Raw genomic sequence first — 14,605 nt, 5'->3', positions numbered from 1 at the left:
GCGTCACCCGTCCGTGTGCCGCCGGTAGCCTGGAGCGGGCGGCGCGGGGACGCGAGAGGCGGTGCGGGCGGCATGGTCAAGGTGCTCATCGTGGATGATCATGAGGTGGTACGGCATGGGTTGCGCTTCATGCTCGCCCAGGAGCCCGACGTCGAGGTCGTCGGCGAGGCGGCCGACGGCACCCAGGCGCTCGCCGAGATCCGCCGCCTGCACCCGGACGTCGTCCTGCTCGATCTCGTCATGCCCGGGCTGGACGGCCTCGGCGTGCTGCACGCCCTGCGCGACGACGTACAGCGCCCCGCGGTGGTCGTCCTGACGTCATACTCCGATGAGCACAAGGCGATCGAGGCGATGCGCGCCGGCGCCCTGTCCTACCTGCCGAAGACCACCGCCGCCGATCGGGTCACCGAGGCGGTCCGGGCCGCGGCCACCGGCGGCAGCGTCCTGACCCCCGACGTCACCGCCGCACTGGTACAGCGGTGGCGCGAGCACGAGCGCGACGGCGCCCTCGAACGGCTCTCGGCCCGCGAACGCGACGTGCTGGCCGAACTGTCCCGCGGCCGATCCAACCGCGAGATCGCCCGCGCCCTGTCGCTGGGCGAGCAGACGGTCAAGTCGCACGTGTCGAGCATCCTGATGAAGCTCGGCCTGCAGGACCGCACCCAGGCCGCCATCTTCGGCCTGCAGCAGGGCCTGGTCCCGCTCGGCGACGCCCTCAGCGACCCGTCCGCGGGCTGAACGGCTTTTTCCTACCGGCTGACCAGAGTTTGCGGGCTCGCGTTTCTATCGACGCACGTGCCACGCGCCTACCATGGGTTGCAGCGATTGCGGGTGTCCGACCGTGCCGCCGGCGCAGTTGAACACCCGCGCGAGGGGGCCGCACTCCGTCAATCACCGCACGTTGTGAACGGTTTTGCCCGCCTGGACCGAGAGCGCGGGCTGTGTACGGCTTGTCGCCCGCGCCGGCGGTGCGGGCTGGGAACACCAAGGAAGACGAGCTTCGGGGGAGCTGCCTTGGAACAGCCGAATGTCATCCGGATGCTGCCCGAGCGGCGTCCGACCGTCGAGGAAAGCGATTCCCAGGAAGAGCCGCCCGATCGGCGCCCGCCGGAGGGGCGGCCAGAGCCCGGCCCGACCGAGGACCCGCCCGCCTTACGACGATTCATCAGCCTCCCCGGCCCGCACTGGCTGGCCGCGCCGCCGGAGGCACCGTCGACACGGTTGTCCGACGCACCGGCCGGAGGGCCGTCCGAGCTTGCAACCGGCCTTCGGCCGGAGCCGGCCGCTGGCCTTCTACCCGACTCGCCAACCGGGCGCCGGCCCGAGCCGGCGGTCACCCGCGGGTCCGAGCCGCGGGTCAGGTCTGAGTCGCCGGTCGTGCGGCTGTCCGAGTCGACCGTCGGGCGGTTGTCCGAGGCGATGGCCGCCCGGTTGTCCGAGCCGCAGTGGGTGCCGGTGCGCTCGTTGCTGCCGGCCGATACGCCCCGGCAGTTCGGGGAGAACATCGAGCACACCCAGATGCTGTCCCGGATCGACGCCCGGCTCCCGCCCATTCTTGTGCACCGCGCGACGATGCGGGTCATCGACGGCATGCACCGGCTCGGCGCGGCGGTGCTGCGCGGCGACGAGCTCATCGAGGTGTGCTTCTTCGACGGGACCGAGCACGAGGCGTTCGTCCTGGGCGTCCAGACGAACGTGGCGCACGGGCTGCCGCTGTCGCTCGCCGACCGGTCCCGGGCCGCCGAGCGCATCATCGCCAGCGAGCCGGGCTGGTCCGACCGGGCGATCGCGGCGGCTGTGGGGCTTGGTGCGCGTACCGTCGGGAACATCCGCCGGCGGTTGCGTATCCAGTCCGACAGCGAGGTGCGGGCCCGCACCGGGCGGGATGGCCGCGTACGCCCGCTAGACAGCACTGAAGGGCGCCTGCGAGCCGCGCACATCATCCGCGAACGGCCGGACGCGTCGCTGCGCGAGGTCGCCCGCGAGTCCGGCGTCTCCCCGTCGACCGTGCGGGACGTACGCCGCCGGGTTCAGCGCGGGGAGGACCCGGTGCCGAGCCCTCGGCACCGCCGCAACGCGGAAGCGGCCCGGCCGCCCGCGCCGCCGCTGGAGGGCCAGGACCTCGCCGCCATGCTGCAGGGCCTGCAGAACGACCCCGCCCTGCGGTTCAGTGACTCGGGCCGGCAGCTCCTGCGGTGGATCTTCTCCCGCGCCATCCGGGCCGACGAGCGCCTCGACGTCATCGAAAAGGTGCCGCCCCACTGCACCTACATCATCGCCAACGTCGCCCGCGCCTGCGCCGACGAGTGGCTGCGCCTGGCCGACCGGCTCGGCGACGGTGACACCCCGCCGAACTGAGCCGGTCGCGGTCGGGACACGCAAATGCCGGCGGGTGACCGCCGGCATTTGTCGTTCGCCCGTCGTTACCAGCGCCACTCACGCTTGTTGAGCAGGTGCTCGGCGGTGATGCCGTGGTCGGTGCACCAGCCCAGGAACTCGTCGATCTGCTTGAGCTGATAGGTGTCCTCAGTGTAGGTGGTGGCCATGACGTGGCCCTGCCAGCTCTCCTCGCCCATGGCGTAGATGTACGCCTCGTCGGCGTCCAGCTCCAGCATGATGTCGGCCGCCTGCTTGGCGTTGGAGCCCGAGAGCTTGCGTGATTCGCTCATCTTCTTCGTCACGGGGCGGGTCAGCAGTCCTTGGTACAACCACGTCAACGGCGCACCGTCGCACTCCATGCCGAGGAAGGCCACGTCGACCTTGCCCACGTGCGCCTTGATGTAGCGGTACAGCGCCGGGTCGATGCCGGACGAGTCGGCGCCGACGAACGCCGACGCGCCGGCCAGTTGGACGATGAACGTGGACTTGGCGCGGATGTCGAGGTCGGAGTGCTCGCCGAGGAACGGCGTGGCCACGATCCGGCCGCCGACGAAGGGGATCTCATCGAAGTCGTCGACCTCGATGACGTTGAAGCCGATCGCCTTGAGGTACAGGCCGATCGACGGGTCACACATGTTGCCCCGCGACGAGCGCGGCACGACCACGGCCCCGACCCGGCTGCGCAGCGGGATCAGCGTCTCCAGCACGATGTGGTCCTGGTGGCCGTGCGTGATGAGCACGTAGTCGATGCGGTCGGGAAGATCATCCAGGGTGTACCGGTCGCCGTGCCGGTTGTCGGTGCTGATGAACGGGTCGGTCACGATCGCGACGTCGGGCGTCTGCAGGACCAGGCACGCGTGGCCGAAGTAGCGGATCCGCCCGCCGGACTCGATGTGCCGGTCCGGGGCCAGGCTCGGCCCGTCGGACAGCAGCGTCGCCAGCTGGGCGGCCTGCGCGTCGTCCAGTTCGAGCGCCTCGCGCAGCCGGGCCAGGCTCGACGGGGCGGTGCGCGCCGCGAACAGCGCGTCCAGGCCCGGGTGGGCGAAGCGCAGCGGCAGGTCGAGCACGCCGGGGCCGGGCAGCCGCGGTGTGCTCAGGATGAACGGCCGCTCGACCCCGGTGTCCAGGGAGAGCTGCACGGACTGGCGGCCGGCGTCGTACACCGGGCTGGTGTACACCAGCGGCTCGATGTACCGCATCGACGGCTGGTTGTTCGTGTCGTAGGCCAGCTCCACGAGCCCGTTGAGCGCGGCCGGCAGCTTCGGGTACAGCGGGGTCAGGTCGAAGCCGGTCGCCTGCTGCTCCAGCATCTCCTCGGCCTCGGCGACCGCGGCGGCGAACGCCAGCATGTCGGCGCGGTCGCGCTTGATGCCGTCGAGCAGCTCGGCGACCTCGTTGCTGCGCGACTCCTCGATGTTGACGAAGTACCCGCCGCGCAGCGCCGGGTTGTTGCTCGCGGCCAGGTGCACTTGCGGGTTCTGCAGGTACGACTCGAGCAGCGGCACCTGCAGGTTGGCCAGGTTCATCGAGGCCTGGACGGGTGCGACGATGTGCATCCAGGCGAAGAATCGGTCGACCAGTGGCTCGATCACGGCGTTGGAACGCAGGAACACCGGCTCGTCGGGCAAGCCCATCGGTGAGCTCCCTCCAGTCTCGGAATTGGTCGGCCCCTGCGTGTGCGGGCGTGGCCCGGGACACAGCGGGACGAGGCAGAGGGCGGCGCTCGGGCCGCCGCGAGAGCCATGATGCCGGTGCCGCGGCCGTGTGCGAGACGGTTCGGTGGCCCCGTCGACCGCCCCACTACCGCGGCGCCAACGCCGCTCCACCTGTGACCGTCTACGAAGGACGGTCGGCGGTCAGGCCACCGCGGCGTCGTAGCGCGCGTTCGCGACGGCGATGTTCGTGGGCGGCCGGTGCTCGAGGATGTGCCGGTGGAGCTGCTGCAGCTCCGGCCCCGGCTCGATGCCGAGGTTGTCCCGCAGGCGCCGGCGGATGAGGGCGTAGTGCTGCAGCGCCTCGGCCTGGCGGCCGGACGCGTAGAGGGCCAGGATGAGCTGGGCCCGGAACGTCTCGTGGTACGGATGCGTCGTGGTCAGCTTCGTGAGCTCCGGGATGATGTGGCGCGTGTTGCCCAGCGTGATCTCGGTGTCGAACAGCTCCTCGTAGGCGGCGGTGCGCTCGTTGTTGATGATCGTGGCCTCCTGGGCGGTCGTCGTGCCCGGGATGCCGGTGAGCGCGTTGCCCCGCCAGAGCTTGAGGGCCAGTCGGAGGTGTTCGGTGGCGTGCTGGTGCCGGCCGTGGTGGTTGTCGCTGCGCGCCTGTTCGGCGAGCTTGCGGAAGTGGTGCAGGTCGATGTCCTCGGCGTCGGTGTGCAGCGCGTAGCTGTCGGTGTTGGTGTGCAGGGTGGTGTTCGGCAGGGGGCGCAGGAGCTGGCGGAGGCGGTAGATGTACGACTGCAGAGTCGTCTGCGCGGTGGTCGGCGGATGGTGGTCCCAGGTGTGCTGGATGAGCTGATCGGTCGAGACGTCGGTGTTGTTGGCGAGCAGGAGCGCGGCGAGGACGGCGCGCTGCTTGGGCGCCGTGATCTGGACCGGCTGCTCCGGCGAGCCGATCTGCAGGCTGCCCAGGATGTTGAACTGCATGACGTTTCCCCCGTCGTCGGATGGCCGCGGTACCGGGTCGTGGCACGCCGCTGACGCCGCCGGCGCGGGTGCCGGGGCGCTCGTGTGCGCGTGAGGGTGTGCCGGGCGGCCGGTGGGCCCGTCCCGTCGAGATGCGGCGATCTCGGCCTGTCGCGGGGAATGCTATCGACGGGTGTTATGACCGTCCAGCGTCGCTGGCGCCGGGATGGCCGAGATCTGTTCGACTGCGTCAGGCGCGTCAGTCGAACACCCCGGCGCCGTGCGAGCCCGCCGCCGCACACACTTGATCCGGAGCCGCCCGCTGGCCAAAATGCCGATGGCGAGTGTCCTGGGGCGCATCGGCCCGGCGGCTCCCCCAAACTGGGTGGGGCGGGCACTACCCGCGGGGGTGGCGGCGGCGGTACCGGCGCGATCGGATGTCGCCATGCGCATCCGCACATTCGTGGCCGGGCTTGGCACCGCCGTCCTGTTGAGCGCCTGCGGTGACGGCGACCGGGCCGGGCCGGCCCCGACCGCGCCGAAGACGTTCGCGGTGAAGAGCCCGGCGGCGGCCGGAGTGGACAGCGCCGCGCTCTTCCTGCAGGTGGCGGAGTGCTTCCGCGCGCACGGGCAGCCCGACTTCCCCGATCCGGTGCAAGGGGCCGACGGCGGCTGGGGGTTCCCGGTGACCGCCGGCCGGATGCCGGTGCCGGAGGCGTGCCAGGACGTCGTGCGGCGGGTGAACGAGGTCTCGCCGTACGCGCTGAAGAGCCCGCCCGCGGTGGACCTCAAGCAGGCCCGCGCCTTCACCGCCTGCATGCGCGGGCACGGCATCCCGGACTGGCCGGACCCCAACCCGGACGGCACGTTCACGATCCCGGCCCGGCTCGCCGACCCGTCGGCGGAGCAGCAGTGGAAGCCGGCCGCGACGGGCGCCTGCAAGCAGTACCAACCGGAGGACGGCCCCGAGGTAGTGCTGGCGCCGCCGCGTTGAGGGCGCCAGCGCCGCGGCCGCCGCGCCATGAACGCCGCGATGCCGCGGTGGCCACGGCAGCGGGATGCGGACCGGTTCAGGACCCCCAAATGGGGCGCCTGGCCTGCCACTATTTGGGGAAGCGGCCACCGCGCGGGCCGGGCGAAGCTGTATGCATGGAGCCGGTCTCGGGATTTCGCCCGATCGACGTGCAGGAGCGGACGACGTGAATCGCAAACGCGGCGCGGTGGTGGCCGGGATCGCGCTGGTCGGTGTGGCCGGCGCCGGGGGAGCCGTGGCGTTGTGGAAGGACCGCCCGAAGGCGACGGCGCAGTCGGCCGCCCCGGGCGCCCCCTCGACGACGGCGCCGGTCGTGAGCGTCGACGTGGCCCGCCGCCAGGAGGTCACCGGCGCGCTCGGACGGTCGGGCTCGTTCACCGTCATCTCTCCGGGGCAGGGCACGGTGACGTGGCTGCCCGCGGTCGGCACGGTGATCGGCCGGGGCAAGCCCGCCTACGAGATCGAGGGCAAGCCGGTCATCCTGCTGTTCGGCGAGCGGCCGCCGTGGCGCGCACTGCAGTCGGGGATGACCGACGGGGCGGACGTGCAGCAGTTGGAGGAGAACCTCAAGGCGCTCGGCTACGGCGCCGGGGTCACCGTCGACCAGCACTACTCGTCGGCCACCTACTGGGCGGTGCGCCGCTGGCAGAAGGACTCCGGCCTGCCGGTCACCGGCACCGTGCCGCTCGGCCAGGTCGTGTTCGTGACCGGCACCGTGCGGGTCGCCGGGTCGGACCTGCGTGTCGGCGCGTCCGTCGGACCGGGGGCGACGGTGGAGCGGGGGACGGGCGAGCAGCGGGCGATCACCGCGCAGGTGGCGACGAACGTGCTGCCGCAGGTGCATGTGGGTGACTCGGTCGTGGTGAGCCTGCCGGACGGCAGCCGCAAGCCCGGCACGGTGACCAGCATCGGCGCGGTGGCCCAGCCGCCGGCCGGCGGGCAGAGCGGCCAGGCGGCCAACCAGCCGGCGAGCGCCCCGGTGGTCATCACGCTGACCGGCGAGATCAGCGGTGTCGTCGAGGACGCTCAGGTGACGGTCGGGATCACGGTCGAGTCGCACCGCGGGGTGCTGGCCGTGCCGATCCCGGCGCTGCGGGCCCTGACCGAGAAGACATACGAGGTCCTGGTGGCCGACGGCGCCCAGACCCGGCACGTGAGCGTCAAGGTCGGCATCTTCGACCAGGTCGCCGGCGTGGTCGAGGTGTCCGGCGAGGGTCTGGCCGCGGGACAACAGGTCGCCATCCCCACCGGCACGCCGTGACGCCTCCACGGCGACGTGCAGAGCCCTCCCGGTCGTGCCGGGAGGGCTCCTCCGTCTGTGGACCAGGTCCACACAGCAGGTCCACACAGCAAAGCGGGCGGACCACCGGATCGGGGGATTCCGGTGGCCCGCCCGGGCTTGCGAGGAAGGCGTGTGGCGAGGCGGGTCAGGCGGTGCGCAACGCGTCGGTCGGGGGCATCTGCGCGGCCCGCAGCGCCGGGTACATCCCCGCGATAACGCCGGCCGCGATGGAGACCAGGAGCCCGCCGTACAAGGCCTCGGGCGGGATCAGCGTCGTCCAGCCGCGGTTGAGGGCCATGCCGACGGTGACGGCCGCGCCGATCGCGATGCCGCCGAGGCCGCCGAGCGTGGCCAGGATCAGCGACTCGGTCAGGAACTGCGCCGCGACGTGACCACGGGCCGCCCCGAGCGCCCGGCGCAGGCCGATCTCGGTACGCCGCTCGAGCACCGCGATCACCATGACGTTGGCGATGCCGATCGCGCCGACGAGCAGGGCGATCGCCCCGAGGCCCAGGATCAGGCCGGCCCCGGACTGCTTGACCTGCAGCTGCGCGGTCAGCGCGTCCGACGGGCGGCTCACCGCCACCTCGGACGGGTTCTCCGGGTTCGCCGCGGGGGCGAGGACCTTCGCGACATCGGCGGTGTACTCGGTCTGCGCCCGCACGTAGATGCGGCTGGGGTGGCCGTTGTACCCCAGCAGGTGCTCCGCCGACGCGAAGGACACGAGCGCGGACTGGTCGATCTCCGGGGCCAGGGTGAACGGCTTGAGGATGCCGACCACGGTGTACCAGTGCCCGCCGAGCCACACGCGGTCGTTCCCGCTCACGTCGGTGATGCCGAGCGTGGTGGCCGCGTTGTAGCCCAGGACCGTCACCGGCGACTCGTCGTCGCTGAGGAATCGCCCGGACAGCAGCGAGCCGTCCAGCGTGGTCAGCAGCGTCGCGTCCGCGGCCCGCACCGATCGTCCGCCGGTGCGTCCGGTTGCGATGTGGTCGTTGCGATACACGTTGGCGTCGGCGAGCTTCGCCGTCGGGGCGACGCCCTGCACGTGGGCCACCTGCCCGATCATCGCCGTGGCGGTCGTCGGCAGCAGCTTCTCCTCGCCGGAGGAGCCCATGCCGTTGGCGACGGTCAGCAGGTTGGTGCCGAGCTGGTCGATCTGGGCCAGCAGCGCCGACTGGCTGGAGCGGGTCACCCCGAGCACCGACACGATCGAGGCGATGCCGATGGCGATGCCGAGCCCGGACAGCAGCGCCCGCAGCTTGCGCGAGCGCAGCCCGAGCGAGCCGGTCGGGAGCAGGTCCCGGCTGCGCAGCGTGCTGCGCGGGATCCGGTGCGTGGGAGCGCCCGGGCTCTGGTCACGTGTCGTCACGGGGGACCTGCACCTTCTGCCCTTCGGAGAGACCGTCGCCGCTGATCTCGGCGGTTCCGGCGAGGTCGTCGAACAGCCCGGTCGTGACCGGCACCCGCCGGGTCGCCGTGCCATCGACCACGATCACCTCGTACTTGCCGTCGGAGACGGAGTTCAGCGCCGCGATCGGCACCGTCAGCACGTTGTCGTGCGTCGCGCGGATGACCCAGACCCGCACGGTGGCCTGGTCGACGAAGCCGGTGACCTCGCCGTCGACGCGCACGGTCACCGGGACCGTGGTCTGGCTCGCGCCGGCGTTGCCGCCGCTGCCCGACCCGGTGGTCGTGGTGGTGGCCCCGATCGCGCTCACCTTGCCGTCGCGCGGCTTGTTGTCGGGCAGCGTCACCAGGACCGTGTCGCCGACCTTGATCCAGCCGAGCTGCTGGGTCGAGGCGTTGATGTTCACCGCGGGCTGGTTACTGGTGGCGTACTCCACGGTGGCCCCCGGTCCGACCTGCGTGCCCAGCTTCAACTCGTGCCCGCTGATCCGGATCGTGCCGGGCATGAACGTGACCGAGCCGAGGGGCAGCGAGCCGGTGACCGTCACGTGCCGGTCCTGCTGCCAGCGGCGGATGGCGTTGTACGTGGCGTTGGTGAACTTCTGGTCCACGGTCACCCCGTCGCCGTAGCCGAGGTTGCGCAGGTTGGTCTCCAGCTGCTCGACGTCGACGCCGTCGGTCATGCCCGAGGTGAAGTCGCGCCAGGCCGGGCGGGTGCCGTACAGCAGGATGACGCGCTTGCCGTCGACCTCGAACGCGGCGTCGCCGGCGTTGACCACCGTGCCCAGCGGCGGCACCCAGGTGAGCGTGCCCTGCCCCGACCCGGTGACGACGTACGATTCGGCGTAGCCCAGCGTGCCGATGACGAACTGCCGCTCGGAGATGGTCTTGCGGACCACGCCGGCGGTCGACGTGCTGACCGCGGTGGGCTCGGCCGGCGCGTCGGAGTGCGAGAGCTGCTGCTTGGCCACCAGCGCGGCGACGCCCGCGACCCCGACGAGGGCCACGCCGGTGACGACCTTCGTCGTGCGGCTCATGGCCATCGCCCCGAGTCGCGGGCAAACGGGCACCGGGCGGCGCGGCCGCGGTGCGGCTCCCGGCCGGCGGGAAAGTCCAGTTCGGTCATGCTAATACGATCACCCGGCGGGGCGGGGTGACGCTTCCCCCAAAGGTAACCCGGCATGCGCTCAATTTGAGGGGCACCGCGGGCAGATCCGGCTCAGCGCAGTGTGCCCGGCCACGGGCCGGGCACACGATCGAGTGGCACGGCGATGCCGCGGCCCCGGACGGGTCACGCGACGAGCTGCCCGTCGCGCATGACGACCTGGCGCTTGCAGGCGTCGGCGACGGCCGGCTCGTGCGTGATGATGACCATCGTCGTGCCGTTGTCGTTGAGCTCGGCCAGCAGGGCCATGATCTCGCGGCTGTTGTTCGAGTCGAGGTTGCCGGTGGGCTCGTCGGCGAACATGATGGCGGGTTTGCCGACGACGGCGCGGGCGATGGCCACGCGCTGGCGCTCGCCGCCGGAGAGCTTGGTGACCCGGTGGTGGGTGCGGTGGCCGAGCCCGACCCGCTGCAGCGCCTCCACGGCCGCCGCCCGGCGCTGCTTGGCCGGCACCCCGCGGTACAGCAGCCCGTTGGCCACGTTGTCCATCGCGTTGAGCGACTCGAGCAGGAAGAACTGCTGGAACACCACGCCCACGCGGTGCGCGCGCACCCCGGCCAGCTGCCGGTCGGTGAGGCCCTCGACCGCCATGCCGTCGATGACGACCGAGCCCTTCGTGGGCCGGTCCAGCGTCGCCATGAGGTTCAGCAGCGTCGACTTGCCCGAGCCGGACGCGCCGGAGATCGCCAGCATGTCACCGGCTCCGACGCGCAGGTCGACGCCCCGCACGGACTCGACGGGCGGTTCGCCGGGGTAGGTCTTGCGCACTTCGCGCAGCTCGAGGACGGCCATGGTGCCACGATGCCCGAGCCGGCGCCGCCGCGCATCCCCCAAATGTAAAGCCTCGGCCGCCTCATTTCGGGGGATGGCGGTCCGGCGGGCCCGCCATCGACAGCGTGCGGTCCGGGTGCAGGGCGGCGACCTTGCCGGCGACGTCCGGCAGCGCGCGGATCGGGTCCACCCGGGCCGGGGCCGGGCGGCCGATGTACAGCCAGCCGAGGGCCCGCTCGGGCGGAGACAGTCCCAGCAGTGCCCGGACCGCCGGCGCGTCGGTGTGGGCCCCGGTACGCCAGATGCTGCCGTAGCCGCGCGCGTGCAGCAGCAGCATCAACCCGTGGCTCATGAGGCTCGCGGCGGCGAGCTGCTCCCACTCGGGCACCTTGTGGCCGTACCGAGGCTGGAAGATCAGCGTCGCCAGCAACGGGGCGCGCAGAGGCTTGGCGGCCTCGGCGGCGGCCCGGTCGGGGCTCACGGCGGCGGCGAAACAGGCGCCGAGCTCGCCGCGGTCGTCGCCGCGCAGCAGGATCCAGCGCCACGGCCGCAGCTGCCCGTGGTCCGGCCCGGTGGCGGCGATCGCCAGCAGCTCCGCGAACTCCGCGGTGTCCGGGGCGGGCTCGGTCAGCCGGCGCTCGCTGCGCCGGGTCAGAATCGCCGTTACCACATCCATGCCGTACAACTCCCCGTGATCATTACTTCGTCAACGGTGCCGTGGCCCCGTCGACCGGCACCGACGCCGGCTCCTCGGGATCGACCGGTGCGGCGGTGTCGGTGACGCGGGGCAGGAGCGGCCCGACCATCGCGGTCGTCGCCACCGCCATGATCACCATCATGGTGAACATCGACGTGTCGAGGACGCCGAGGCTGACCCCGGCGTTGAGGATGATGAGCTCGGTGAGGCCGCGCGCGTTCATGAGCAGGCCCAGGGCGCCGGCCTCGCGCCGCGGCATCCGCATCAGCAGCGCCGGGACGCCGGCGCCGAGGAGCTTGCCGGTGCAGGCCACCGCCAGGATCGCCGCCAGCTCCAGGGCGTTGACCCAGGTGAGCCCGCCGACGTCGACGCCCAGGCCGGTGATGATGAAGAAGACCGGCATCAGCAGGGTGCCGACGGTGCTCAGCGGGCGCCGCAGGTGCAGCTGCAGCGCATCGGCCGGTTCGCGGGGGGTCACCAGGCCGAACAGGAAGGCGCCGAAGATCGGGTGGATGCCGATCCAGGTGGTGGCGTAGGCGCTGAGGAAGACGCCCGCGGCCACGACGACCAGCAGGTGCGGCAGCGTGCCGCCGCGCCCGGTCAGGCGGCGGAACAGCCATCGCAGCAACGGCCGCACCGCCGCGAGCATCACCGCGACGTAGGCCAGGCTGAGCAGGACCGTCTGCAGGAACGTCCCCTGGCCCGACGCGGTGGCGATGGCCGAGACGAGCGCGAGCATGCACCACGCCAGCAAGTCGTCGATGGCCGCGCTGGCCAGAGCGAGGGCGCCGACCCGGGTGTGCATCAGGCCGCTGTCGGTGAGCATCCGGGCCAGCACCGGGAACGCGGTGATGGCCATGGCCGCGCCGAGGAAGAGCGCGAAGGCGACCGGGGAGACCGGCCGGCCGTGCGCGGTGGCGTGGTGCGCGTAGAGCAGTGTGGCGAGCCCGGCGCCGAGCCCGAAGGCGAGGACGACGGAGGAGAGCGAGACCGCGGCCGCGGCGGTGCGCCGGCGGCGCAGCAGGCCCCGGTCGAACTCCCATCCGATCATGAACATGAACAGCAGCAGGCCGATCTGCGCGATCGCGGCGAGCATCGGCCGGGCGGCGAGCGGGAACAGCCGGTCGGTGAGGTGGCCCGGGAGCAGCCCCAGCGCGCTGGGGCCCAGCAGGATGCCGCCGATGATCTCGCCGAGCACGGCCGGCTGGCCCAGGCGCCGGGCCAGGGTGCCGAGCAGCCGCGCGGCGATGAGCACGAACGCGACGCCGGCCACCGCGGACGCGATGGTGAGCTCGGCCGCCGAAGCGGGACTGTGCAATGTCTGCCTCCGGGTCGCTGGGTCTCGGCCGCGGCGCCGCCGAGCCTGGCACCGGCGGATCCGGCCAGGCAAGGCGCGGCCAGCCGGCCGACACTCAACCGCCACGGGCGCGCTACCTGCGTGGGTGTCGGTGGTTTACTCAGATAGATATACAAACGTCATTTTCGATGGCACGGAAATTGGCGTTCCTACGCCTCGTAGGATCAAGTGGCCACACCATCCACAGCAAATTCCAAGATTGCGCCGAACTGGGATTGTATTGACATTGGACGTTCGCCGTTGAGAGCATGGCTCCGGCCAATCGCGGCGCTGGCGCGGCATTTCGACGTCCCGGTGCACTCGGACACGCTCATCTCCCGGCCGTCGGCGGCAGCGCGCGCGGACACCGGGTGAGAAGGGATGCCCGCTCGGTTCCAGGCAACAGCGACGTGTGCGTGCGCGGGTGTCGTGCGAGAACGGATCGGCCCCCGTCCGTCCGCGTCGGACAACACGGGGGCAATATGGGGCACACACCTGACATCGGCTTACCCGACGGCGTGGTGCACGGGCGCCGGACCATTTTCGACCCGGATTCGCGGGCCGAACGCGTCCCGATCGCGGCGCTGCGGCCCGCCGACTCGCCGCGGCTCGCGGGCGAGGACGACGAGCATATTCGGGTCCTGGCCGACGCGGACGCCGAGCTGCCGCCGGTCATCGTGCACCGCGGCACCATGCGCGTCATCGACGGCATGCACCGGCTGGGCGCGGCGCGGCTGCGCGGCGACGCCGAGCTCGCGGTCCGCTTCTTCGACGGCACCGTGCAGGAGGCGTTCATCCTCGCGGTGCGTTCCAACATCGCCCACGGGCGGCCGCTGTCGCTGCGGGACCGGACCCTGGCCGCCGAGCGCATCGTCAACGAGAACCCGACGTGGTCCGACCGGGCCATCGCCGAGGCCGTGGGGCTCGGCGCCGGCACGGTGGGCGGCATTCGCCGGCGGGTCGAGGCCACCAACGACACCGCCCGGCAGACCGTCGTCCGCATCGGCCGTGACGGGCGCCGGCGCCCGCTGGACAGCGCCGAGGGGCGGCGCCGGGCGGCCGAGGTCATCCGCGAGTCGCCCGACGCGTCGCTGCGGGAGATCGCCCGCCGGTCGGGCGTCTCACCGACCACGGCTCAGGACGTCCGCAAGCGGATGCGCCGCGGCGAGGACCCAGTGCCGGTCCGCCTGCCGGTCGACGGTGCCGCGCCGGGCCCGCGCAAGCGCACCGCCCGCCGCCCGGCGGGCCGCCCGGGGCTGGAGGCGGCGCTGCAGGGCCTGCAGCGGGACCCGGCCCTGCGCTTCAACGAGTCCGGCCGGGCGCTGGTGCGGTGGCTCATAACCCGGGCCGTGCGATACGAGGACTGGCAGGCGATGTCGGCCGACATCCCGAGCCACTGCACGTACATCCTGGCCGAGGTGGCGGGCGGGTTCGCCGACGAGTGGCGGACCATCGCCGACGACCTGCACCACCGGGCCCGCCGGCTGGCATGAGCCGGACGGTCGCGGGGCCACCGGCGGGCCTCGATCCCGCGTCGATCCCGGTGGTGTGGCGGCGTGACGGGCCAGCCTGCCCGAGCGGCCCGATGAGTAGATCAGCGCATGTTCTAAAGATCTTTCGGTATTTGAGTGAGGTTCAGAGACGTAGGCCGGTGTGGTCGAGGAAGTTGAAGCAGAGTTGGTAGCTGCTGCCGATGCGGTGCAGTCCGTTGTGGGCGGCGGTGTCGGCGTCGTCGAGGATGTCGGGGCAGAGGTTGGCCAGTTCGGTGTTCTTGAGGTTGCCCCAGACCAGTTCCATGGGGTTGAGGTCGTGGGCGTAGCCGGGCAACTGCTCGACCCTGAGCCAATGCTGCTGGCCGGCGAGCCAGGTCTTCATGTCCTTGGAGCGGTGTGCGGACAGCCCGTCCCAGAT

The 14,605-nt window shown here is 72.0% G+C and carries 13 protein-coding genes; 5 read left to right on the top strand and 8 right to left on the bottom strand.

Annotated features, from left to right (window positions below):
- The first annotated feature begins 90 nt into the window (after positions 1–90).
- The gene (locus tag ACIA8L_RS53695) at positions 91–738 is read left to right on the top strand and encodes a response regulator (protein ID WP_395917627.1); all 648 of its coding nucleotides are present in this window, start codon (positions 91–93) and stop codon (positions 736–738) included.
- A 639-nt stretch (positions 739–1,377) separates the two neighbouring features.
- Complete coding sequence (locus ACIA8L_RS53690; protein WP_395917626.1) at positions 1,378–2,358, top strand: helix-turn-helix domain-containing protein; 981 nt, start codon at positions 1,378–1,380, stop codon at positions 2,356–2,358.
- A gap of 65 nt (positions 2,359–2,423) precedes the next feature.
- Here the strand turns inward: ACIA8L_RS53690 and ACIA8L_RS53685 are convergent, their stop codons facing one another.
- Both ACIA8L_RS53685 and ACIA8L_RS53680 read right to left on the bottom strand, forming a co-directional pair.
- Entirely contained in the window at positions 2,424–4,013 is a 1,590-nt protein-coding gene (locus ACIA8L_RS53685) for an MBL fold metallo-hydrolase (protein WP_395917624.1), read from the bottom strand.
- A 222-nt stretch (positions 4,014–4,235) separates the two neighbouring features.
- Positions 4,236–5,021: a BTAD domain-containing putative transcriptional regulator gene (locus ACIA8L_RS53680; protein ID WP_395917622.1), complete on the bottom strand. Its 786-nt coding sequence runs from the start codon at positions 5,019–5,021 to the stop codon at positions 4,236–4,238.
- 424 nt (positions 5,022–5,445) lie between these two features.
- On the opposite strand from ACIA8L_RS53680, the gene ACIA8L_RS53675 reads away from it, so the two are divergent.
- Positions 5,446–5,994: a hypothetical protein gene (locus tag ACIA8L_RS53675; protein WP_395917620.1), complete on the top strand. Its 549-nt coding sequence runs from the start codon at positions 5,446–5,448 to the stop codon at positions 5,992–5,994.
- 205 nt (positions 5,995–6,199) lie between these two features.
- Entirely contained in the window at positions 6,200–7,294 is a 1,095-nt protein-coding gene (locus ACIA8L_RS53670) for a peptidoglycan-binding protein (protein ID WP_395917618.1), read from the top strand.
- A gap of 166 nt (positions 7,295–7,460) precedes the next feature.
- On the opposite strand, the gene ACIA8L_RS53665 is transcribed toward ACIA8L_RS53670, so the two are convergent.
- The 5 genes from ACIA8L_RS53665 to ACIA8L_RS53645 form a co-directional block, all read right to left on the bottom strand.
- A complete protein-coding gene (locus ACIA8L_RS53665; RefSeq protein WP_395917616.1) occupies positions 7,461–8,687 on the bottom strand; it encodes an ABC transporter permease in 1,227 nt (408 codons plus the stop codon).
- Positions 8,674–9,762: a peptidoglycan-binding protein gene (locus ACIA8L_RS53660; protein ID WP_395917614.1), complete on the bottom strand. Its 1,089-nt coding sequence runs from the start codon at positions 9,760–9,762 to the stop codon at positions 8,674–8,676. Before ACIA8L_RS53660 ends, ACIA8L_RS53665 begins: the two co-directional genes overlap by 14 nt.
- A gap of 254 nt (positions 9,763–10,016) precedes the next feature.
- The gene (locus ACIA8L_RS53655; protein WP_395917612.1) at positions 10,017–10,682 is read right to left on the bottom strand and encodes an ABC transporter ATP-binding protein; all 666 of its coding nucleotides are present in this window, start codon (positions 10,680–10,682) and stop codon (positions 10,017–10,019) included.
- A gap of 61 nt (positions 10,683–10,743) precedes the next feature.
- On the bottom strand, positions 10,744–11,337 hold the full coding sequence (locus ACIA8L_RS53650; RefSeq protein ID WP_395917610.1) for a nitroreductase: 594 nt from the start codon (positions 11,335–11,337) through the stop codon (positions 10,744–10,746).
- Between the two features lie 22 nt (positions 11,338–11,359).
- Positions 11,360–12,676, bottom strand: a complete 1,317-nt coding sequence (locus tag ACIA8L_RS53645; RefSeq protein WP_395917608.1) for a cation:proton antiporter — start codon at positions 12,674–12,676, stop codon at positions 11,360–11,362.
- Between the two features lie 500 nt (positions 12,677–13,176).
- Here ACIA8L_RS53645 and ACIA8L_RS53640 point away from each other — a divergent pair, with 500 nt between their 5' ends.
- The gene (locus ACIA8L_RS53640; RefSeq protein WP_395917606.1) at positions 13,177–14,187 is read left to right on the top strand and encodes a transcriptional regulator protein; all 1,011 of its coding nucleotides are present in this window, start codon (positions 13,177–13,179) and stop codon (positions 14,185–14,187) included.
- Positions 14,188–14,329: 142 nt separating this feature from the next.
- Here the strand turns inward: ACIA8L_RS53640 and ACIA8L_RS53635 are convergent.
- On the bottom strand, positions 14,330–14,605 hold a 276-nt coding region (locus ACIA8L_RS53635), incomplete at its 5' end, for a transposase (protein WP_395917604.1).

The organism is Dactylosporangium sp. NPDC051541 (assembly GCF_044454505.1).
In the GTDB taxonomy this organism is placed as follows: Bacteria; Actinomycetota; Actinomycetes; order Mycobacteriales; family Micromonosporaceae; genus Dactylosporangium.
Note: the sequence above shows the minus strand (reverse complement) of the source record. Positions and strands in the feature narration are given on the sequence as shown.